Source organism: Aurantiacibacter suaedae, from assembly GCF_005434915.1.
In the GTDB taxonomy this organism is placed as follows: Bacteria; Pseudomonadota; Alphaproteobacteria; order Sphingomonadales; family Sphingomonadaceae; genus Alteraurantiacibacter; species Alteraurantiacibacter suaedae.
In genome coordinates this window covers 315,025-336,744 of record NZ_SKCG01000003.1, presented here as the reverse complement: position 1 = coordinate 336,744, position 21,720 = coordinate 315,025, and the positions used below count along the sequence as shown (strand labels likewise).

The following is a 21,720-nucleotide window of genomic DNA, read 5'->3' as shown; positions in this document are numbered from 1 at the left end:
CGAGCGATCAAGCGTCGCCCTCTTCTTTCAACGCTGTGAAGCGAAAATCACGAAACGTCGCTTCGCCGGGCCCAGCGGCATAAAGGCCCGGTCGCAACATCAGGAAGCCACCGCGAACATTGTGGTGGTAACCCGAAACTTCCATCCCGCGATTAAACCGGTGCCACGTCTTTCCATCGTCGCCGCTGGTGTCAAAGGTGACAATGTGGTGGCGATTGGTCACCCGCATGCGCATACGGACGCCGTGCGGATTCGCCGGGCGCCCGCGCTCGATCCCGTACTGGTGAGTCACAAACCGTTCCGCATCAAAGCCAAGACCGCAATAAAGCTGGTCGTCATAAAACAGCACCAGCCCTGCCGTGCCACCTGGTGCCAGTTCGATATCGCATTCGAAGCGGTATGATCGGTCTCCCGCGGTCAGCAACAGCGGAGACCCGCTGGAGGGCGCGGTGCCCTTGCCTGCGAAGTGGAGAGCACTGCCATCGGTGCGTACCCGTGCGTGGTCGTCCGCTGCGGGCCGGAAGAAGGCCCATTTTGCCCCCAGTGCCAGCGGGCCGGAGAAATCATCCGATAGCGCCATTCCGTGCATCTGCGCTTCACCGCCTCCCGGCTTGGCGAGCGGCGCGGCAAGATCATCGCCGGTCATATGGAACCAGCCATCGGCGGAGAATGCGACGGGATCGAGCAGGCACTGGCGGCCAAGCGTCCAGAAGCCGCTCTCATAACCGTGATAGAGCGACCACCAACTGCCATCCGGCGCTTCCACCAGCGAGGCGTGCCCGCGCGACCACCAAGCCTCATCGACGCTGGTCGTGCGGACCAGCGGATTGGCAGGATGGTGCTCCCAAGGCCCGTGTAGCGATCGCGAGCGCGCGGCGATCACCATGTGGCCGGTGGGTGGCCCCGCAGTGCCGCCGACTGCGGTAAGCATATAGAACCAATCTCCGATCCGATGGATCTTCGGCCCTTCGGGAGAAAAGCCCTCTACAATCCAATCCTCGGGGTAACGCCACGGATCGTAAACATGCTCGACTGCACCTGCGAGCGAGAGGTTGTCTTCCGACAATCGCACGCGGTCACCGCCGGAAAGAAAAAGCCAGCGTGAGCCGTCCTCGGCCACGGCGTGACAGGGATCGATGTGATCGGGCAGACCCAGTGGTAACGGAGCGCTCCACGGTCCTGCGATATCCTCTGCCCAACTGACGAAAATCTCGTTGCCACCCTGCGCCTTGACGGGGATGTAAAGCAGGTAGCGTGAGCGATCCTTGTGAAGACCCGGTGCCCAAACCGAACCGATGTTGCGGTGGAGCGCTGGCCCGAGCGGGCGCCAGTTCACCAGGTCGCGGGAGTGCCAGATGGTGAGGCCGGGGTAGGCATCGAAGGTCGAAAAGGTAAGGTAGTAGTCCTCGCCGTCCTTCAACACCGCAGGATCGGGACGATCCCCGGAAACTACCGGATTGAGGAAAGTCCCGTCGCCAAGATCGGCAATCCGCTGGTTGTCATATCCACGCCCGTAAGCCGGCACCCGAACGGACGGCAAATGCGCCCGCGCAGCCTGAGGCGAGCCCAACAGTCTCGCAGCGCCGGCAGCGCCAACCACGCGCAGAAGGCCGCGCCGATTTACCGTCATGCGAAACCGATGGCCCGCGCCCAGCTGCGCCAGATATCCGGCCATGCCTCCACCGGCTTGCCAACGGCCTTGCGCAGGCCGAAGCCATGCCCACCGTGCTGGAACAGATGGGTCTCCACCGCGATACCCTGAGCTTTCAGCGCCGCACGCAGCAAAATCGCATTTTCAACCGGGACGACATCGTCATCTTCGGCGTGCAGCACGAAAAATGGCGGCGCATCCGACGGGACATTGCGGTCCGGCGAATGCGCCGCCTCGAGTGCGAAGGGAGAATCCGCACCCAATAACTTTTCGCGTGAACCGGGATGCGCGACCGGCAGGCTCATCGAAACAACCGGATATATCGGGGCAGCGCAGAAAGGCTTGGCGGAAAGTCTGTCCGCCTCGTCCTGCGCGGAATACGTTTGCACCGCGAAGCGCGTGGCAAGGTCGGCGCACAGATGTCCGCCCGCCGAAAAACCCATCGCTGCCACCCGCTCGGGCGCAATCGCGAATTCCTGGCTGCGATGCCGGATTACACGCATGGCACGCTGGGCATCCTGCAGGCACACATCCGGCCCTGCGGTCCACCCGTCATAAGGCAGGCGATAGAACAGCACGAAGGCGGTGAAGCCGCGCGCCGCGAGCCAGCGGCCCATTTCATAGCCTTCCTTGTCGACCACGACATGGCGATAACCACCGCCGGGCGTAAGCAAGACGGCCGCGCCATTGGGCCGGTCGGGCCGGAAGATGGCAAGGCGGGGCACGGTAATGCCCAGCACGGCGCGATCAGTCACCAGGCCATCTTCCGAACGCTCCACGGTCTGCTCGACCGGCCGGGTTGCGGGCATACCCGGCGCACCGTGGGGCCACAGATCGATCGTCTCGGTCGGCTGCGGCAGCCCCTCCGGCATGTTGCCATCGGCCTGAGGCGGTGCTGTCTGCGCTGAGGCACGCATCGCTCCCAGACTGGACAGGGCAAGCCCCCCAACAAGTAGTGATCTGCGATCGCTTCTCATCTGCGGCCCTCCATTGCTTTGCCAGACGTGGCGATTACAACTCGATCCGGACACCAGCCATGATGTTGCGACCGAAGTGGTTGTTCTCGTAGTTCCGGCGCGCATCGTCGTCGGCCCAACGATAACGGTAGTCGTCGGTCAAATTGCTGGCATCCAGCGTCAACTGGATAGCGTCGGTCAGACTGTAACGGATCGCAGCATCGAGATTGAAGCTGGAGCTGAAGCCTTCGAGGAAGTTGCCGTTGCCGCTACCTCCAGTATTATAGTCGCTGCGATAGGCTCCCGACACACGGATAGAGAAGCGACCGTTGTCGTAATAGAGCGTGCCGTTTGCGGAAAGATCCGAGACACCGGGGAACGTCGTCTGGAAGGTTTGTCCTCCGAAAGTCACGTCCTGGTTGCTGTCAACCAAGGTCACGTTGCCGAGCACGCCAAAGTTTTCGAGCGCGCCCTGCGCAAATGCCGAGAACGGCAGGTTGAGCCCGATTTCGACCCCCTTGATCGTAGCTCCTTCACCGTTAATCGTGGTCCGGAACTCGAATTCGCGATTTACGTCAGCGCCACCAACGACCGCCTCATAAGCGGGCGTTCCCGGCGTCAGGAGCGAGGTCGGCAGACCGCTTTCGGCATATGTGATCTGAAGCGAATCCCCGACCGGGAAGCTGGCAATATCCTTGATGAAGCCAGCCACCGAGAAGATCGCACCCGGCGCGAAGTACCACTCTAGCGAGAGGTCGTAGTTCCAGGCCCGATAGGGCTCGATGTAAGGATTGCCCGAGCTGATCCGGAAGTTGAACTGGTCTACTGAACCACCCGGGGTCAGGCTTCCTAGCGATGGGCGGGTAATTACCTTTGCCACCGCACCGCGAACAATGAAGTTTTCGACCGGTTCGATGTTGATATTGGCCGAAGGAAGGAAGTCGTCATAGCTCCGCTCGACGTTCACGTACTGACCGCTGACAAAGCCTTGCGAGGCCTGGTCGGTATTTGCGTAGCGTACACCGCCATTGCCGAAAATGCGCACGCCCATGTCCAGCTCGAAGTCGGCCTGAACATAGCCGCCCATGACCTCCTCAGTCACGCCGCGCTCGTCACCCTGCTGAGTGACGGCAGCCCGATTGTAAAGGTCGAGGAAAGCCACTGAGGCCGCCAGATCGGGAACCACCCAGCTGTTGGTGTTACCGGCAGGCTGGCCCGCATCGCCCAACTCGAAAAGCTCGGCAAGATCTGCCGTCACAGGGGCACCATAAGCATCCGCAGCGCAAGTGAAGGCAGCGCAATATGTGCTGTCTCGGCGTGCGCCAGTCGTGAAGAACTCGAACTTGCGGTAGAACGGACCGCCAGAGAAGCTAAAGCTGTCACTCACCTCATAGACGAGATCGAGCGAAGCCGTCTTAAAATCGTTCTCGACCTTGCTGGGCCGATCGCGAAATTCGGCCAGCTGAAAGTTGGTTGGGTTTGTGACGTCGGTCCCAAACGCCAGCGCCGGCGACAACATGTTGGTGTAATCGTAACTGTAAACGCCATCACGATCATCGAAGATGATAGTGGTTTCAACCGGGATCTGCGCGTCGCTCTTCGAAATGCCGCCAAACAGTGTGGCAGTAAGCCTGTCTCCGATGGCCTGCTCAAGGCTTGCCGAGATCTGGTAGAACTCGGTTTCACTCTCGCGATGGTAACGTTCGTTGCGGATCCACGCATTAGTCAGATCAGCACTGATGACGTTGTTGTCACCATCAATGGTGTAGTTCGAGAGGTCGATGCTTTTCTCGTTCGACCGCAGCAGGACCTCCCCCCAATACTCATCCCGGTCTTCCGAGAAATTGGAATAGAGGCCACTGACCTGAAAGTGCGTGCTTTCGCTCGGCTGGAACTCGATCGCACCGGTCAGGCCAAGGCGCTCGCGATCGTGATTGACAAGCCCGTAGCGGGGGATCCGAGGATGGAAGGCGTCACTCACCTCCACGCAACCGGCATCGGCCGGATTGGCTGCACAGTTGACGCCGTCCACTGACCGGAAAGCGGCGTCGTTGGCCCAGCGCACCGAATTATTGCCAAGCTCAGCGGTTTCATAGGTCGACCACGCCGCAGACAGCGAAACACCAAAGGTCTCGTCATCATTATTCCAGGCAAACAGGCCTGCGAGGCGAGGAGAGATCTTCTCGTTCAGATCATTGTAGCGCGCTTGCGCCGAGCCAACGATACGGGTGCCCGCGCCAAATGCGAGCGGTGCTCCGGTATTGAGGTCGATTACGGCCCCAAGCGACCCCTCTGCCAGCGACGCCGAAGCGGTCTTGTTGACCACGATCGAATTAAACAGCTCGGAAGCGAAGACGTTGAAGTCGAACGAACGGTCGCGGTTGTACGAGGCACCATCAACCGATGTCGCGATAGTCTCCATACCGTTGACGCGAACGCGGGTGAACTGCCCGCCGAGGCCGCGCACAGTGATCTGACGACCCTCGCCAGCATCACGCTCAATAGCCACACCGGGGATGCGCTGCAGCGATTCTGCCAGGTTGGTGTCGGGGAAGTTGGCGATATCTTCGGCGACGATCACATCGACCTGCCCCGTGGTCTCGCGCTTGGTCGCAACCGCTTCGTTGAGCGAGGCACGGAAGCCCGAAACGATGATGGTGTTCTCTTCACCAGCGGTGCCTGCGGCATCCTGCGCAGCTGCCGATACAGGCAACATCAACAACGCACCGCCAGCAAGCAAAAACGCTTTCGAGCGCTCGATACAGGACTTCGCCGACATAACTATCCTCTCCTCAAATGACACCGGTGTCTTGATTGAGGAGAATCACGCCCAACTGGGCTGACAATGCTCTCACAGACACCTTCACATTCCCGAACCCGGCTTTTGGTAACCGGTGTCATTATGACTTGCCTTGTGTCCGCCATGGTGTCAAGTTCCTTTCGAAGAGAGAGGAAACTTCTATGACTGTGTTGCGCTTTTGCCTGTCAATCGCTGCCATGATTCTCACCGCCGTGCCGTCATATGCGCAATCTCCCCGCCCTACAGATGGCGGGCAAGGCGGAAAGATTATACGCGTCACCACTCTCAGCAAGGATGGGCCTGGCAGCCTGGCGCAAGCACTTGCCGAACCGGGACCGAGGATCATTGTCTTCGAGGTTGGCGGCACAATCGATCTCGAACGCTCGGTACTCACAATCGAAGAGCCAGAAGTGACAGTTGCCGGCCAGACGGCCCCCTCGCCCGGGATCACGATCATGCGCGGCGGCATCGACGTAAACACCCACGACGTGATTCTGCAGCATCTGCGCGTGGTCGTTGGCAGCGACGGACAACCACGTCGATCCGGGTGGGAGGCTGATGCCTTCTCCACACGCTCAGCTCACAACGTGCTGGTCGAGAACAACAGCTTTTTCTGGGCGGTGGACGAGAACATGTCCGCCTCCGGCCCGCGCTTCACCGGGGACACTGTCGAAGAATGGGAGGAAGGCACCAGTCGCAACATCGTCTTCCGGCTTAACCTAGCAGCCGAAGGTCTGGCTGATTCGACCCATCCCAAGGGCGAACATTCAAAAGGCTCGCTGATTCACGATAACGCCACCGGCATTGTCTTCGAACGCAATATCTGGGCACACAATGTCGAACGCTCGCCGCTGCTTAAGGGCGGAGCCGAAGCGTTGATGATCAACAACTTTATCTACGATCCGCAACTGCGGGCGGTGCATTACAATCTGATGGATCTCGAATGGGGCGATCATCCGCATGTGGATGGCAGGCTGACCGCGGTAGGCAATGTCATGCGCGGCGGTAACAGCACCGATCCGGGCCTGCCCTTCCTGATGATCGGCGGCGTTGGCGACCTGCTTTATTATGGCGAGGACAACATCGCCGTTGACCGCCATGGCAACGAGCTGCCGATGTTCGGGCGCTACGGAGTCACCGATGCGGAGATCCGCGTTCAGGATGCGCCTCTGAAAGATTTTTCCGCTTACGACATCTTGCCCGCTGCCGAAGTTGAAACGATCCTGCTGGCCACCGCCGGTGCCCGCCCTTGGGATCGCAGCGAGATGGAGACACGGGTGTTGTTCTACATCGCAGAAGGGCGCGGCCAGGTGATCGATTCCGAAGAAGAAGTCGGAGGCTATCCGACATTCGAAGCGACTGCCGCACCGTTCGATCAAAATGCCTGGAACATGGCGACGCTCACTCCCGTCTCAGGCCGTTGGCCCGGTCAGACCGAAGAACCCCGCGAATTCCTTTCACCCCGCGACAAATTGATGCGGCAATCGAGCCAGTGACAGACGAACCAGTGACAGGCGGACCAGTGACACGCCCTGCCGTCATTGTCGGCATGTTGTTGCTGGAATGCTGGTTGGGAGGCTGTGCGACCGCCTCCCCGCCAACAGGGCTGAAGTCTTCCCTTGCCATGGTCGTTGTCGACGAAAATGATGTCATGGTCCGAGAATCGCCTCCGCATGGCGCAATCGGCATGTCGACAGCCTACCGGATCAGCGATGCAGCTCCGCAACCCCGGCGGATGGAGTTCCGGCGTCGGGTGCTCGACGCCGGCTCAGCCATCGGCGCACATCCGATCGCCCATGACGAGGTCTACTATGTAACCAGCGGCACCGGCGTGGTTATATCCGATGGTGTGGAAGCCGTGCTCAGACCGGGCATGGCGGCATACCTCTATGAAGGTGCAGTTGTTGGCATCCGGCAGACAGGTGAGGAACCGCTCGCGCTGATTATTGCCTACCCAGTTGCGCCATCGCCCCAAGGCTAGCTGCCCGGCTGGATATAGGGCACCCTTGCAAACAGCTCCCGCTCCCACGCGCGCGGATCGCTTACTTCTCGGCTTTCCGTATCGAACACCATCGTCATCCGGCGGTCGAGATCATAGGCGGTCCACCCCGGATCGCCGGTCCGTGCGAACCGCACGTAAACATCCATCACCCGGTCGCTCATCGCTTGCTGAGCCGCAGATGGTGAAGGAACGGTGCCAAACGCCAGACCAATATCGTCAGTGTGCTTGGCCTGCTCGAAGTCGAGCTGGTAAACCCAGGTGCGTTTGGCCGCCGGTGCACCAGCCCGCGCCCGTGCCTCGGCCTCTTCCACCTGCCCGCGCCAGCTGCGCGCGGCAGTAACGATGCGGTGGAACAATTCCAGCGCGCCAGCCCTTGGATAGCGCGCACGGAACTGCCCGACGACCCAGTCGGGCCGGATATCAACGCGCATCTCGGGCGCGATGCGCTCGGCCAGATTGCCGAAATCCAGGCCAGCCAGTTGACGTCCCTCCGGCGCATAGAACGCCCGTGTCTCCATCACCGTATTGCCGAGCAGCATCGGGATCGCGGCGGACTGCGCCGGTGCATCGGGCCAGAACGGATGGCGCATCAGGTGCAGCATGTCGAGCACCGGCCCCATATACACCCCGCCGCCAAGAACCGGATCGGTTGCCGCCAGCGCATCCAGCAGGGTATCGACCGGAGCCGTGGCCGGATCCACTCCTTCGCCCAGGCGAGCTAGAAAGGCCTTGGTTCGGCGACTGGCATTGAGCGGGCCGCTGGCGGTAACCTGCTGCCCGCTCATGGTGATGGCCTTATGGAACAGCCCGGCAGCCTCCGGCATCGCCATCAAAGTAGCGATCTTGGCCCCGCCGCCAGACTGGCCGAACACCGTCACATTGCCCGGATCGCCACCGAAGCTAGCAATATTCCGCTGGATCCACTGCAAAGCGCAAATCAGGTCAAGCTGGCCGTTATTGCCGCTACTCGGGAAGCGGTCGGGCAGATACAGATAGCCAAGTGCGTTGAGCCGGTGGTTCACTGTCACCACCACCACGTCGCCCCGCTCGGCCAGTCTCGCACCGTCATTGACGGGATCGGTAACCGAGCCTGCCGAATAGGCACCACCGTGGAAGTATACCATGACCGGACGCGGATCGGCTTCGCCGGACGGCCGCCAGACGTTGAGGAACAGGCAATCCTCGCTTTGCGGCAGGTAGGCGCTGCCACGCTGCGGACAGGCGGGACCGAAACCGTCGGGCATTTGCTGCGCGCTGGTCACAGGAACGGGCGGCTGGAAGCGCTGCGCCGTCGCATACCGAATTCCGACAAAATCCCACGCGCGGGCCGTGTCAGCTTCGTGCTTGCCGGCGCGGTGAAACTCGCCGTCTGGCGCTGTGACGGATAAGGTGATCGGCTCGGCCCGCGCGGGAACTGCGCTCGCCAGCACCGTGGCCGCTCCCGCCGCCAAAGCGGCGCGCCGCGTCCAGCCCTTAGCGGCGGACATCGGCCCCGGCCGGATCGAAATTCTCCAGTTCGTCGCGGGTGATCGCAATCATGTCACCGGGGACCCCGTGCTTCATCGCCGCCAGCGCGAGGCCGGTCTTGGCCATGTCCTGCGCCGAGCCGCCTTGCAGCCATTGCAGAAGCACGCCTGCCGCATAGGCATCGCCGGTACCAATGCGATCGACGATAGGCGCGATCGTCACTTCGCCCGTCTGCCAGTGCGACCGGCGCAGATCGACACGCCCTGCGAGCCGATGGGCGGTCGCGCTGTCCACCGTCCGCGCGGTGGAGGCAATCACTTCAAGCTTCGGGAAAGCGTCAAAGGCCGCCTCGGCCGCTTCCCGGCGACGGTCCGGGCCGTCTCCCGAGAAGGTCCTGCCAAGCAACAGCGAGATATCGCAATGGTTGCCGATCAGTATCCTCGCCTCTGCCACGAGCCCGGTCAGGATGGTGCGCGGATCGCAGTCCCAGGCCTCCCACAGATTGGCGCGGTAGTTTCCGTCAAAGCAGATCGGCACCCCCGCTTCGGCGGCGGCACCGATAGCTGCTTGCGCCAGCGTCACCCCGGCAGGGCCAAGCGCTGGCGTGATCCCGGAGAGATGCAACAGCGATGCACCGTGCAGCGCTTCAGCGAAATCGAAGTCAGTAGGCAGAGCATTGGCAAAGGTGCTGCCCGCGCGATCATATGTCACACGCCCGCCAATCGGACCACTGGGCGGCTCAAAGAAGTACAGGCCAAGCCTGCCATCGCGCTTGACGATGAAGCGATCATCCACACCGGCGGCGCGCAGTTGCATGATCGCTCGGCGCCCCAACGGGTTATCGGGCAGCGCGGTCAACATTCGTGTCGGCTGGTCAAGGCTCGCCAGGGCCACCGCCACGTTCGCCTCGGCACCGCCTGCTGCCAGATCCAGCCAATTGGCCGACGCCAGCGGCGTTCCCGGCTTCGGCGAAAGACGCAGCAGGATTTCGCCGAAGCAGACTACCCGCCCCACTTTCGGAGGACTGTTCACCGCGCCAGCCAACCGCCGTCAACGGCAAGCACATGGCCTTGCACGTAATCGGCAGCATGGCTGGCGAGAAACACCGCCGCGCCGCCGATGTCCGACGGATCGCCCCAGCGCCCCTCGGGAATGCGTTCGAGGATTTGCCGGTTGCGCGTTTGGTCAGCCTGCAGGGCAGCGGTATTGTTTGTAGCAATGTAACCGGGCGCAATGGCGTTGGTGTTGATGCCCTTGGGTGCCCATTCGTTAGCCATCAGCTTGGTCAGGCCGCCCACTCCGCTTTTGCTGGCGGTGTAGCTGGGAACACGGATTCCGCCCTGGAAAGTCAGCATCGACGCGATGTTGATGATCTTGCCTCGTTCTCCAGTCTGGCTGGCCCAGCCGGTCATATGACGGGCGACCGCCTGGCTGAGGAAGAACAGGACCTTGAGGTTTACCTCCATCACCACATCCCAATCCTCTTCCGAGAAGTCGAGCGCGTCGGCACGGCGGATGACCCCAGCATTGTTGACCAACACATCGATCCGGCCAAGCGCAGCCACCGCGTCATCCACGATCCGCTGACACGGCTCGATCGACGAGAGGTCGGCCATGATGACGTGCGCGCGAACGCCCGCAGCCTCGACCAGTTCGCGGGTTTCGGCCGGATCTCGGCGTGCAACCAGCGCCACATCCGCGCCAGCCTTTGCCAGTGCGACGGCAATGCCTTGCCCGATGCCGGTATTTGCGCCGGTCACAAGGGCCACCTTGCCAGAAAGATCGAAAGGTCCAGTCGTCATCATGTCCTCGCAGATAGGAGAAAGATTGAGCCCCGCTTGCAGCCGAGGCAAGCCGTCGGGCTAGAGACTGCGCAGATAGGCGCTGATTTCTTCGTCCTGCGAGTTGGCGTAAAAATGCTCTGCGAAACGCTCGCCGGCGATCGTCGCCCTGAGCACGTCCTGGTCCACACCCTTCAGGACCTCGATCATATCGCGGCAACTGGCGGCCTTCAGGTCTGCCAAAATGCCGCGATTGGTCTTCATGACAGCGGCGCGCTCTTTGGGATAGCCAAGGCCAGGCTCAGTCTCGAACAGCTTGCGATAGCAATCCTGCAGGTTGAGTTCGGCCGCCCATCCAAAGCCCTTGGCATAGGGCATGGACATGGCGTTGCCAGCGTTGATCTGGCTGAACAGGAAGGCGTCGGTCGGATCGATCACCAAGCCGCAGAATACGCCCGGCATGCTATTGCAGGCAAGCATCGAGCCCATACCGGTGCCGCACCCGGTCACCACGAAATCGGCTGCGCCTGAATTAAGCAGGATGCCAGCCATGAGCCCGTTCATCACATAGGTAAGCGAGGCATCGTCCTCCGCCGAATACATACCATAATGAAAGACCTGATGCCCCAGCGGTTCGGCGACCGAAGTCAGCGCGTCGTGGATGATGGTGCTTTTTGTAGCCTGGCTGTTCTCTATGATCAGGGCAATTTTCATGATGTCACTCTCCTGTCTGGTCACGGCGGCCGGTTTGCCTGCCGTCATACCGTGGCATTTGGGAAACCGGTGTCATAAAGGGTAATAGACCGTTTTGGGGCGCACATTCAACCTTGCACTTCACTTTTCATCGCGGGGCGGCGCCACGGAAGAACGCAGCACCAGATCCGAGAGAAACCGGTGCGGCTGCGGTTCCATGCCGGGAGGGTTGATCAGCTTGAGCGCCGCTGCCTTCGCCATCGCCCTGATTGGCCAACGCACCGTTGTCAGCGGTGGCCAGACATGCGCCGCGGTGGGCGAATCGTCGAAACCGAACAGCGAAAGATCGCGCGGCACATGCAGGTCGAGTTCCTCTGCCACATGCAAGGCACCCGCTGCCATCTCGTCATTGCTGGCGAATATTGCCGTCGGGCGCACCTTTGCCCGCAACAGTTCGGCAGCCGCCCGCTTGCCTGACTCGAACGTGTATTCACCCTTGGCAATCAGCTCGCCGTTACAATCAAGGCCATTGTTCGCCATGGCATCGAGGAAGCCTTCATAGCGTTCCCGCGCGGAGCGGAAGCCATCTGGTCCGGTAATGAACCCAATCCGTCGGTGTCCTTGTAAAACCAAGTGATCAATCGCTCGCAAGACAGCTTCCTTGTCGTTCGATTCGACCATGTGGTCCGGACTGTCCAATTCGGCTGAGCCCATGCGAACATACTCACACTTCAGCTCGCGGCAGATCTCGGCGATCTCGTCACGCTCCGAAATCGGAGGCAGGATCATGACCCCGAATAAGCGCTGCTTTTCAAGGAAATCACGAATGTCGTCGAGAACGGTGGGAGAATGCCGATCGACTGGCCGAACCACCAGCGCAAACTCGGTATCGCGGATGGCATCGAGAACGCCTTCCTGAAAGTTCAGCACGGTTTGCGCGTTGGGATTGTCGTACAACAAACCAACGAGAAAGTTGCGCCGCAAGGCAAGCGCCCGCGCTTGCGGGTTAGGCACGTAGCCAAGCTCGGCTATCACCGCTTCGACCTTCTCGCGCGTCCCCTCCTTAAGCAAAGGCGACCGGTTAATCACCCGGCTCACGGTCTTCTTAGAGACACCGGCAGTCCGCGCGACGTCGTTGATCGTCGGAGTCTTACTCACACTTCCCCGCCTTATCCATACGCACAAGCTGCGTCAGCCAAGGCAAGGCGAATTGCAAGCACAAGACCTCATCCGAAAGCGAATTGCTCACAGCTTGCGCCATGTCGAGCAGTATACTTTATCTTTGACACCGGTTACCTCTTTTGTCAAAGCAGCGCCGAAGGGCCATGCGATATCATCAGGACAGCTTATGATTCAGTTGATTGCTGCAACATTTGTCGATGCTCGGCGTACGGGGCGGTCAATCCAGCAGTACCCCGGATCGCGGCCTGCTGACCTGAAAACCGCCTATGCTATTCAGGACGAAGCCCTGGCAATCTGGGACCGAGAAATAGGCGGCTGGAAAGTTGGAAAGATCAATCCGCCCGACAGCGACCGGCTTGGCGCGAACAGGCTGGCCGGTCCGGTCTTCGCTGACACTGTCCATCGGTCCGATGGCACCATTCCCTGTTTGCCGATCTTCCATGGCGGGTTTGCCGCAGCCGAAGCGGAGTTCATGCTGCAACTGAATCCGCAGGTCGGTTCCTTGCCGAAAACCAATGCCGAGGCCATGAAATGGGTTAGCCAGATCCGCATTGGCATCGAACTGGCCTCATCGCCCTATGCCGGCATCAATGCCGATGGCCCCTGCGTGACGATTTCCGACCACGGCAACAATGCGGCCATTGTTCTGGGGAAGCCAGTTGATCCGGCGGAGTGGAACCGCCTGGACGAGATCCAAGTCCAAACGCAGATTGAAGGAGTCACTGTCGGCACCGCGAGCACGGCCACGATGCTCGACGGCCCATTTGGCGCGGTTCGGTTTCTGCTGGCCAACCTTGCCGAGCGCGGCATCGCTGTGCAGCCGGGATGGTGGATATCAAGCGGCGCAATCACGGGCGTGCACGAGGTTGCGCCCGGCCAACCTGTCACTGCCATTTTCGAGGGCCTTGGCGAGGTCTCTCTAACAATTGCCTCGTAGCTTCCGGGCCATCGGAATTTACTCAAAGGTTATCTCGGTTTCTGCCGCTGCAAAAACGCGGGAAGCGTCAATAGGCAGGAATGTCGAAAAATAGATATAAATCAGCGTGATTTTTGGCGATTCTTCAGTCTAATCACAACTTGTCTCCAGGTGGCGGAACTGTCGCGCTCCCCGCGTGCTGTGGTTCTGCTACTCGGCCAGGGCGGCCGAGTGTTTTGCTTAGCAGGTCTGGCGATCGGTAAGGTGGCGGTAGAGATTGAAGTGGTTGTGGACGTTAGCATGGACAGAGCCGAATTTCTGCAAGCTCTTCATCTGCCAGAACCGCAGCGTCGCGCGTTCTCGTCTTCGAGACGAGCGGTGGCTGTTTTCAACCCGATTGTTGGCCCAGCGACCCACCCCCTGCTTCTCTTGGTCGCCAAGCTCATCCAAGGCGGCCTTTATTATGCCGTATCTTCGTGACATAGCTCTCAAGAATCTCACCCTCCTGGTCGACCGCGTGGCAGAGGTAATGCATCTCGCCATTGATCTTCACGTAGACTTAGTCGAGTTGCCACTTCCACTGGCGGAAGCCTCTCATCCGGCTCACCCGCTACCTTCTGACGTCGGCAGCGAACAGCGGGCCGAACCTGTTCCACAAATACCGCACGGTCTCGTGACAGATGTCGATCCCGCGCTTCGCCAGAAGGTCCTTCGACGTTCCTTAGGCTCAATGGAAAGCGGACGTACATCATCACCACCAATCGGATCACCTCTGGCGATGAATTGAAATACCGGAGCGGGCTGGCAGGTTGCTTTTTGCGCGGCACCTTACCGCTCTGCCCCGTCAAACGTCACCAGCAGGTGCATTTGCTCTGACAGCACCGTATTGTCAGATAGCGCAGAAGTTGCGGCGCCGTCAGCCGACAATCATGTGAGCGTGCGACCGGGCCGAGCAATTCTATCGGGAAAACGGGCGGTTCAAGCGCCATTTTGAAAGCCTGTTTGAGATGGCTCGGCGGTTTCGTGAGGCAAGCAACGATAATCCCAAGCAAAATTAAAACGGGATTTGTGAACCCGCAAAGGACCGCCTTCGAATGGGCTGAAGCATGGGCCGACCTAAAATGCCGCCAAATTTCTAACACTTTTCAAGTCTTTAGGAAGGTAACTGGCGGAGAGGGAGGGATTCGAACCCTCGATACGGTTGCCCGTATACTGCATTTCGAGTGCAGCGCATTCGACCACTCTGCCACCTCTCCGCACGGTCAGGTGAGAGGCCTTCACGGCCCCGGTCGCTGTAGGAAGCGCGCCCGTTAGCCCATGAAATGCGCCTTGCCAAGACCCATCGAACACAACCACCGGTGATTATCGCTTTCCACGGCTTGTTCGCAGGCGCAAACCGCCTATATTCCTGACATATGGAACACACAGAGTTCTATTCGGCTCAAGCCGGAAAGCGCATCCAGGCCCCTCGTCATGCTCGCGCACGCTTCGCCATTGGTGATGTCGTGAGACACAAGAGCCATGATTTTCGCGGGGTCATCTTCGATATCGATCCGGTGTTCGCCAATTCTGACGAATGGTACGAGCAGATCCCGCTCGATCTGCGCCCGAGCCGCGACCAGCCCTACTATCACCTTCTCGCCGATAGCGAAGATAGCAGCTACGTAGCCTATGTCAGCCAGCAGAACCTGCTGATTGACACCGATGGCGGCCCGGTCGACCATCCGGGCGTTGACCAGCTGTTCGAACAGTTCGCTGCCGGGCGCTATCGTCTGCGCGCCAGCCTTACCCACTGATTATCCTCGGCAGGCAGCAAGGCTGCCGCGCCCTCAGCTCTTGATCTTCCACCCGCTGGCCAGCACCCGGTAGGTGAGGAAGCCGAGCACGATGTTGAGCGCAAAGACGCCCAGCGCCGCGCCCATTACAGCATGGTCAGTGTTGCCAATGTCGCTTTCGCCAAGGAAGCCATAGCGAAAGCCCGAGATCAGGTAGAAAAACGGGTTCACCCGGCTGATCGCCTCGAAGGCAGGCGAGAGGTTGTCGATCACATAAAATGTGCCCGACAGCAGCGACAGGGGCGCAACCACAAAATTGGTAACCGCCGCGTTATGGTCGAACTTTTCCGCCCACAGGCTCGCCAGCAGCCCGACGATCGAGAGCAGCGCTGCACCATTAAGGCCGAACCACACAATCGCCCAAACGTGCGCCGCGCCAACCTCCACACCGGGATAGAGCCACATGGCGAGGGCCACCGTCGCCCCCACCATCACCGCGCGCGTCATCGCAGCCGCGACGATGCCGAGCATGAGCTCGCCCCATGAGAGGGGCGGCATCAGCAAATCGATGATCGTGCCCTGCAGCTTGCCCGAGAGCAGCGAAAAGCTGGCATTGGCAAACGCGTTCTGCATCATTCCCATCATGATCAGGCCTGGTGCCACGAAGGTTCCGAACGAGACGCCGAGCACTTCGCGCCCCCCGCGCCCCAGTGCGACCGTGAAAATTATGAGGAACAGCAGTGTGGTGATCGCGGGTGCCCAGACAGTTTGCGTCTGCACCTTGAGAAATCGCCTGATCTCCTTAATATAGAGACTCCACAGCCCGACCCGGTTGAAACCGGTGATCTGTGGCTCCCCCTTTGGCGGGAATCTCGTCTCGGCAATGGTGCCGGTAAGCGCGGCGTTGCTGTTCGCGGATGCGGTTTCGGTCTGGGGCATGAGCTGCGATTATCCGTCAGCAGGCGGGCTGGCAAGATCACCGGCGGATTGGGCGGCAAACCCTTTTCCCGCAAATGGCAATGAACGAAGGTATTCGATGAGCTGGACCGACGAACGGATCGCGCAACTGACCAAGATGTGGGAAGGCGGAGCCACCGCCAGCCAGATCGCCGAGGAACTGGGCGACGTCTCGCGCAATGCCGTGATCGGCAAGGCGCATCGGCTCGGCCTGAAGGCGCGGCCCAGCCCGGTGAAGGCGAACGACAAGAAGGAAGCGAAGAAGAAGGCTCCGGCAAGCAAGCCCGCAGCCGAAGCCGCCGCTCCCAAGAGCAAGCCGCGTCCCGCCCCGGCGCCCGCCGCTCCAGCACGCGAGCCCGCTCCGCGCGAGCAGGATGCTCCGGCAGCACCCGCAAACGCAAGCCAGAGCCAGCCGATGCCCGATCGGCAGGAAGACTTGCCCAAGATCGTGTCCTACGGCCCCGGTGGCTTTCTGCGGCAGGGGCCCGGCGATCAGCAAGCGCCTATTCCGCCTGCCCCTCCGCGTCGCCTCGTGCCTGCCAAGCCCAGCCCCGAAATCGCCGACAAGACGAGCCTGCTCGATCTCAGCGACCGGGTGTGCCGCTGGCCTATGGGCCATCCTGGAGAGCCCGACTTCCATTTCTGCGGCGAAAAGGTGAACCCGGGTTTCCCCTATTGCGTGGAGCACTGCGGACGGGCCTATCAGGCACAGTTGCCGCGCGGCGCACGCCGTCCCCCGCCTCCGCTGCCGTTTGGCGGGCCGCGCGTCCGCTAAACTCGCACCTACCACACAAATTTTGAACGCCGGGGAGCAAGTCGTTTCCCGGCGTTTTCAATGTGGTGAAGAGGGAAGTCAATTGACCTCCGACGGGGGTGCTGTCGGAGGCCAATCGTAGAAATGGCCTTCATGCACTGCGAGAGCGCATGCCAGGCACTCCAAGTCCAATGGTGAGGTCGGACCAGGACAGCATCCGCCATTCGATTTGCGACCCGAACAGCCAGCCGATGCCTTCTGCCTTCTTAACCTTGAGGTCAGCTGCGCACATGTCACGCAACTGCGTGACAGCCAAAGTGTCGTAAAATTCAGCTTGGCAATGGCATTATCGGATTGGCGCGCCTGCGCTCGACAAGTTGGTGCAGGTCGCGTCCGGCCACCAGCCCGAGGGTATAGCCGCGGACGCAGGCAGCCGTGCGATCGGTGACCTCCAGCTTGGCGAACAAACGCCGCACATACATGTCGACGCTCGATCGCGAGATATTCAAAATCTGCGCGATCACCGAATTGCTCTTACCCTCGCACATCCAGCTGAGCACCTCGAGTTCGCGGTTAGACAAGACCGGCGTCGTCTCTACCATGCGGACCAACTGGCAACAGTGTTGCCAGGCCGTCTGCGCGACGTTGTTGACCCACTGCAGCACTTTTACGTGAGGTTTTGCCTTATGCGGCCAGGCCGTACCGAGAAAGCCGTTGCGCCCCTGCGGCCCATAACAAGCAACGCCGATTCCCCTACCTAGCCCATATCTGCGAGCGATCTCCAGATACCGCTGCCCATGATGGTCGAGTTCTGTCCGCTGCAGCGCATCAGGCCAGAAGAAAGAACCAGCCACTGAAAGCGAAAAGGTCGGCAAAGGATCAATTCGATGGAGATACTTGCGATAGTGGCGTTCCCATATCGGTGAATTGTCCAGCGACGTGAACAGCCGCCCTACCCGCGCATCGATTGTGAGCGGCGTGACAAAGTAGCACGCCGATATCCCTTCCAACGCCAAGGCATCGCTTAGCGTCGCATTGATGGCCAAGACATCTTCAGCCGCAACGATCGCCTCGAGTGCATGGGAATGGGCATCGTCGAGACGGGCCATGGGCATCCTTTATGAATGGAACAGTTGCGCAAGATTGAAATCTTAGACAAGAGGCAAGCAATATAAATAGAAATTAATGTTTCCAAGATACCACTATCTATTACAAAAATCAACCTCGCGACAATATTTGCTTACTCTCTTACCAAGGGCGGGACGTGCCGGTCGATGACCAGAGAGGCTCCGGAAATCACAATTGCACAGACCACGAGTATAGCAAAAAATGGCCACGTGCTCGCGCCGCCAAGCTCCAGCAAGGCTCCTCCCAATGCGCTTCCTCCAATTGCACCGATCCGGCTCATGAAAATGCCGAAGCCTATGCCGGAGGAACGGCAGCTCTGGGGATAGCCGAAGGTCATCAGCACATACATGCCTGCAATCGCGGCGCTGAAGAAGCCGCCGGCAGCGCCAACCAGCCAGGTCACGACCTGTTGCTCCAGCGCGTTTGGGGTTGCGGGCAAAGCCTCAACCTGGATCGCCAGCGCCACCAGCACACAAGTCAGCACGATACTGATCGTCAACAACACCCGGTGCGAGCCGAAGCGCCGCATGGCAAGGCCGACCAAAACCGAGCCAACCATCGAGGTGATACCTGCCAGAGCCACCGCACCGCCTGCATCGGCCAGCGTGAAACCGCGCGCGGTCAGCATCGTGGTCGTCCAGGTCAGTATTGAGTAGGCCACCATCGCCGCCGCAGTAAAGGCAACCCCGATCCCGATGTTCAGGCGCAGGTTGCGCTTGTCGAACACGCTGGTGCGTTGCCCTTCCACACCATCGGCCTCATGCCGTTCGGGCGCCAGTTCCTCATCGGTATCCAGCACGAAGCGCGCATTCTTCTGCGCCTGCTCGCGCTTGCCGAGAGCAAGCAGGAAAGCCGGGCTATCGCGAAGGGCCACCACGATCACCACCACCAGCAGCGTGGTCGCAAGGCCGATGCGCAGGAAGGTGCCGTCCCAGCCATAGGTTGCTGCCATGCCCGGACCGATCAGGCCGACAATCGTCCCGCCAATCGGGGTGCCGACCGATAGCGTGCTGACCGTTACGCCGCGCCAGCGCTCGGGCAGCCACTCGCCCGCCAGCGCCAGAGCATTGGCGTAGGCCCCGCCGAAGCCAAGCCCGCCTGCCAGCCGCCAGAGCGCCATCTGGGTGACATCGCCAGAACTGGCAGCCCCCACCGTCGATAGCGAGAAGACCAGCGCGGCAATCGCCAGCGTCCAGCGCCGGCCGATAGCATCGCCCAGCACGCCCCCTGCAAAGGAGCCCAGGCCGAACCCCACCAGCGCCGCGCCCGCTGCAATGCCGAAAGTACTGGGATCGGTGCCAAAACTCTCGATCACCAGCGGCGCCACGATACCCAGCAACTGCAGGTCGATCCCGTCGCAGACCAGCACCAACATGCAGACCCCGGCGATCATCCATTGGAATGGCCGAACCGGCTGCGCATCGAGTGCCTCGGTAAAGCTTCTTGCCATTGTGGCTCCTACTCCATCGCGTGTTTTCTGTTATTTGTAATCGCAATCATGCCCAGCCTCTCGTAAATGTCACGGACATTCGCTTCAGGATAACAATTGTTCCAAAAAGAGAGGGTTCTCCATGCCAATTTCGCTTCATGATGCGGTCGTTCCGACCATGCTTCAGGTGTTGGCTGCGGGGCATGGCTGGATAGAAAAAGCCGAGGCGCACGGGCTGAACGAGGAAGCCTTGGCAAGCGGCTGTCTGATCGAGGACATGCTCCCCTTTTCCTATCAGATCAAAAGCATGGCGCACCATTCGAAGGGGGCGATCGAAGGCCTGCGCGCAGGGGTATTCGGGCCTGACATGGCCGATCCTCCCGCAAGCTATGAGGGGCTGCACGCCAAGCTGTCCGAAGCAGAAGAATTCCTTCGCAAGCTCGATCCGGAAGAACTGGATAGCCTCACCGACGGCGCGATGCGGTTCGAATTCCAGCAGTACAAGGTCCCCTTCAGCCCGACCGGTTTCCTACTCAGCTTCAGTCAGCCAAATTTCTTCTTTCATGCTACCACCGCCTACGGCATCCTTCGCGCAGCGGGCGTTCCGTTGGGAAAGATGGACTTTTTGGGCGCAATGCGCACGTTGGAGGGATAGATCCCAGCAGGCGCCGAATTTTTCGCAAACGGCGTTAATCAAAGTTGTAAACAGCTCTCGTGTTCATGGACGGGCGTCTTTGGCTGTGCGCCGGTTATCGACGCTCAAGCTAACAAAATGCGATCTCTAACCTCGGCATACGTAAATCATCTCAGATTCGCATAACTGTGAGCTGACCATATTGGCTCAATTAGAAACTTGTTTAAAGTCAGCTATATAATGATTCGCCAAAGCATCGTTATCCGGGCGGAAAGCGCCTTGCCAAAGTGGCTTCGCGCGCTCCTGCGGGGTTCGCCTGTCGTTGCGGGCGCTATCCATGCCACTGCGGGCGCTTTCCTGCTTGCGGCGCTGATCGCAGGTGGAGACTATCTGTATTACGCGGCCGTGATCAGCCTGTTCGCGATGGTGGTGCAGGCTATCACGTCGATCGTGCTCGGCGGTATCAGTCAGAAGCGCATCGCGGACCTTGAGGATATCACAGCCAAAGTCGAAGAGCAGCGAGCGCAGATCGAACAGCTCTTCGGCATGACCGATATGCTGCAAAGCGCGCTCAGCCGGGAAGATGCGGGCGAGGTGCTTGTGGCTACCGCATCCCGGCTACTCCCTGATCTGCGGGGCGCGCTCTACATCTTCAACAATTCACAGGATAAGCTGGAACTGGATACCATGTGGCCGGACGACGGCTTCTCCGATCCCGTCAGGTCGCTCGTGCCATCAAATTGCTGGGCCTTAAAGCGCGGAAAGGTGCAAATAAACGATCCGCATTCGGAAAGCCTTTGCTGCAAGCACAACGGCGGCATCAAGGCGACGATCGAGGTGCCGATGATCGCTCGAGGCAAGGTCCATGGCCTCCTCATGCTCGCGTCAGATGACAAGGACGGCGCTGCACGGTTACGCGATATCGCGCGCATCGCTCAGGCACTGGCCGATTCAATGAGCCTCGCACTCGCTAACATTTCCTTGCAGGAGAAGCTGCGCACCCAGTCGCTACGCGATCCGCTAACGGGACTTTATAACCGCCGCTACATGGAAGATGCGCTCGAACGTCATCTCCAGATGGCCGAACGCAATGGCAACGCCACCTCGGTGATCATGATTGATCTCGACCACTTCAAGAAGATTAACGACTCGCATGGGCATGGCAAAGGCGATGCCGTGCTGCGCGATGTCGCGGCACAACTGACCGCCTCGGTCCGGCCTTCAGATATCGTCTCGCGCTATGGCGGCGAAGAACTCATGGTGATCATGCCCGGTTGCGATCTCGAAGATGCCATGGCCAAGGCAGAGGTCTTGCGCGGTCGGATCGAGAGCCTGTCCGAACCGCACGGCACACCTGTTACAGCATCATTCGGCGTGGCCTGCGTACCTGACACCTCAAACTCAATGCAAGACCTGGTGCCGATGGCGGACGCGGCGCTGTATGTCGCCAAGGAGGCCGGGCGCAACTGCGTCAAGGCGGCGAATCTGCGGCATAGCGCCCCTCCTGCGACAGCTGCTCCGCTGCGGGCAATCCCGAAGAAATAATCAACACGCCAGCCTTCGCGGCGAACCGGCAACGCGGCGCTTGCCCCAAA

General features: G+C 60.3%; 18 protein-coding genes, 1 tRNA gene and 1 pseudogene. 7 read left to right on the top strand and 13 right to left on the bottom strand.

What is annotated here, in order from left to right; translation table 11 throughout:
* Nucleotides 1-7: 7 nt before the first annotated feature.
* From E0473_RS12660 to E0473_RS12650, 3 genes are read right to left on the bottom strand one after another with little or no spacing between them, the layout of a single operon-like run.
* Nucleotides 8-1,630, bottom strand: a complete 1,623-nt coding sequence (locus E0473_RS12660; protein ID WP_137681522.1) for a family 43 glycosylhydrolase — start codon at nt 1,628-1,630, stop codon at nt 8-10.
* The gene (locus E0473_RS12655) at nt 1,627-2,628 is read right to left on the bottom strand and encodes an alpha/beta hydrolase (RefSeq protein ID WP_137681246.1); all 1,002 of its coding nucleotides are present in this window, start codon (nt 2,626-2,628) and stop codon (nt 1,627-1,629) included. The genes E0473_RS12660 and E0473_RS12655 overlap by 4 nt, the downstream gene beginning before the upstream one ends.
* A gap of 34 nt (nt 2,629-2,662) precedes the next feature.
* Entirely contained in the window at nt 2,663-5,386 is a 2,724-nt protein-coding gene (locus E0473_RS12650; RefSeq protein WP_137681245.1) for a TonB-dependent receptor, read from the bottom strand.
* Between the two features lie 182 nt (nt 5,387-5,568).
* Here E0473_RS12650 and E0473_RS12645 point away from each other — a divergent pair, with 182 nt between their 5' ends.
* Together E0473_RS12645 and E0473_RS12640 are read left to right on the top strand one after the other, a co-directional pair.
* On the top strand, nt 5,569-6,903 hold the full coding sequence (locus tag E0473_RS12645) for a pectate lyase family protein (protein WP_137681244.1): 1,335 nt from the start codon (nt 5,569-5,571) through the stop codon (nt 6,901-6,903).
* Between the two features lie 128 nt (nt 6,904-7,031).
* Nucleotides 7,032-7,388: a cupin domain-containing protein gene (locus tag E0473_RS12640; protein ID WP_137681521.1), complete on the top strand. Its 357-nt coding sequence runs from the start codon at nt 7,032-7,034 to the stop codon at nt 7,386-7,388.
* Here the strand turns inward: E0473_RS12640 and E0473_RS12635 are convergent.
* The 5 genes from E0473_RS12635 to E0473_RS12615 form a co-directional block, all read right to left on the bottom strand.
* On the bottom strand, nt 7,385-8,896 hold the full coding sequence (locus tag E0473_RS12635; protein ID WP_137681243.1) for a carboxylesterase/lipase family protein: 1,512 nt from the start codon (nt 8,894-8,896) through the stop codon (nt 7,385-7,387). The genes E0473_RS12640 and E0473_RS12635 overlap by 4 nt on opposite strands.
* Nucleotides 8,883-9,908, bottom strand: coding sequence for a sugar kinase (locus E0473_RS12630; RefSeq protein WP_162848947.1), 1,026 nt, complete (start codon nt 9,906-9,908; stop codon nt 8,883-8,885). The genes E0473_RS12635 and E0473_RS12630 overlap by 14 nt, the downstream gene beginning before the upstream one ends.
* On the bottom strand, nt 9,905-10,678 hold the full coding sequence (gene kduD, locus E0473_RS12625) for a 2-dehydro-3-deoxy-D-gluconate 5-dehydrogenase KduD (protein ID WP_137681519.1): 774 nt from the start codon (nt 10,676-10,678) through the stop codon (nt 9,905-9,907). Before kduD ends, E0473_RS12630 begins: the two co-directional genes overlap by 4 nt.
* A 60-nt stretch (nt 10,679-10,738) precedes the next feature.
* On the bottom strand, nt 10,739-11,371 hold the full coding sequence (locus E0473_RS12620; protein WP_137681242.1) for an RpiB/LacA/LacB family sugar-phosphate isomerase: 633 nt from the start codon (nt 11,369-11,371) through the stop codon (nt 10,739-10,741).
* Between the two features lie 120 nt (nt 11,372-11,491).
* Nucleotides 11,492-12,508, bottom strand: coding sequence for a LacI family DNA-binding transcriptional regulator (locus E0473_RS12615; protein ID WP_137681241.1), 1,017 nt, complete (start codon nt 12,506-12,508; stop codon nt 11,492-11,494).
* Between the two features lie 190 nt (nt 12,509-12,698).
* Between E0473_RS12615 and E0473_RS12610 the strand changes: the two genes are divergently transcribed.
* The gene (locus E0473_RS12610) at nt 12,699-13,469 is read left to right on the top strand and encodes a 2-keto-4-pentenoate hydratase (RefSeq protein WP_137681240.1); all 771 of its coding nucleotides are present in this window, start codon (nt 12,699-12,701) and stop codon (nt 13,467-13,469) included.
* Between the two features lie 219 nt (nt 13,470-13,688).
* Here E0473_RS12610 and E0473_RS15825 read toward each other — a convergent pair.
* Nucleotides 13,689-14,275: pseudogene (locus tag E0473_RS15825) on the bottom strand (IS6 family transposase).
* Between the two features lie 339 nt (nt 14,276-14,614).
* Nucleotides 14,615-14,704, bottom strand: a tRNA-Ser gene (locus E0473_RS12600).
* Nucleotides 14,705-14,863: 159 nt separating this feature from the next.
* Here E0473_RS12600 and hspQ point away from each other — a divergent pair.
* Nucleotides 14,864-15,244 (top strand): heat shock protein HspQ, encoded by a 381-nt coding sequence (gene hspQ / locus E0473_RS12595; RefSeq protein ID WP_137681239.1) that lies wholly within the window; start codon nt 14,864-14,866, stop codon nt 15,242-15,244.
* Between the two features lie 33 nt (nt 15,245-15,277).
* On the opposite strand, the gene E0473_RS12590 is transcribed toward hspQ, so the two are convergent.
* Nucleotides 15,278-16,162 carry an ABC transporter permease gene (locus E0473_RS12590; protein WP_137681238.1) on the bottom strand — a complete coding sequence of 295 codons (885 nt, stop codon included), beginning with the start codon at nt 16,160-16,162 and terminating at the stop codon, nt 15,278-15,280.
* A 97-nt stretch (nt 16,163-16,259) separates the two neighbouring features.
* Here E0473_RS12590 and E0473_RS12585 point away from each other — a divergent pair, with 97 nt between their 5' ends.
* A complete protein-coding gene (locus E0473_RS12585; protein WP_137681237.1) occupies nt 16,260-16,955 on the top strand; it encodes a GcrA family cell cycle regulator in 696 nt (231 codons plus the stop codon).
* Nucleotides 16,956-17,263: 308 nt separating this feature from the next.
* Here the strand turns inward: E0473_RS12585 and E0473_RS12580 are convergent, their stop codons facing one another.
* On the bottom strand, nt 17,264-18,043 hold the full coding sequence (locus E0473_RS12580; protein ID WP_161981590.1) for a helix-turn-helix transcriptional regulator: 780 nt from the start codon (nt 18,041-18,043) through the stop codon (nt 17,264-17,266).
* A gap of 131 nt (nt 18,044-18,174) precedes the next feature.
* Entirely contained in the window at nt 18,175-19,512 is a 1,338-nt protein-coding gene (locus E0473_RS12575; protein ID WP_137681235.1) for an MFS transporter, read from the bottom strand.
* A 121-nt stretch (nt 19,513-19,633) separates the two neighbouring features.
* On the opposite strand from E0473_RS12575, the gene E0473_RS12570 reads away from it, so the two are divergent.
* Nucleotides 19,634-20,146, top strand: a complete 513-nt coding sequence (locus tag E0473_RS12570; protein ID WP_137681234.1) for a DUF1993 domain-containing protein — start codon at nt 19,634-19,636, stop codon at nt 20,144-20,146.
* Between the two features lie 219 nt (nt 20,147-20,365).
* Nucleotides 20,366-21,670, top strand: coding sequence for a sensor domain-containing diguanylate cyclase (locus tag E0473_RS12565; protein ID WP_137681233.1), 1,305 nt, complete (start codon nt 20,366-20,368; stop codon nt 21,668-21,670).
* Nucleotides 21,671-21,720: the final 50 nt, after the last annotated feature.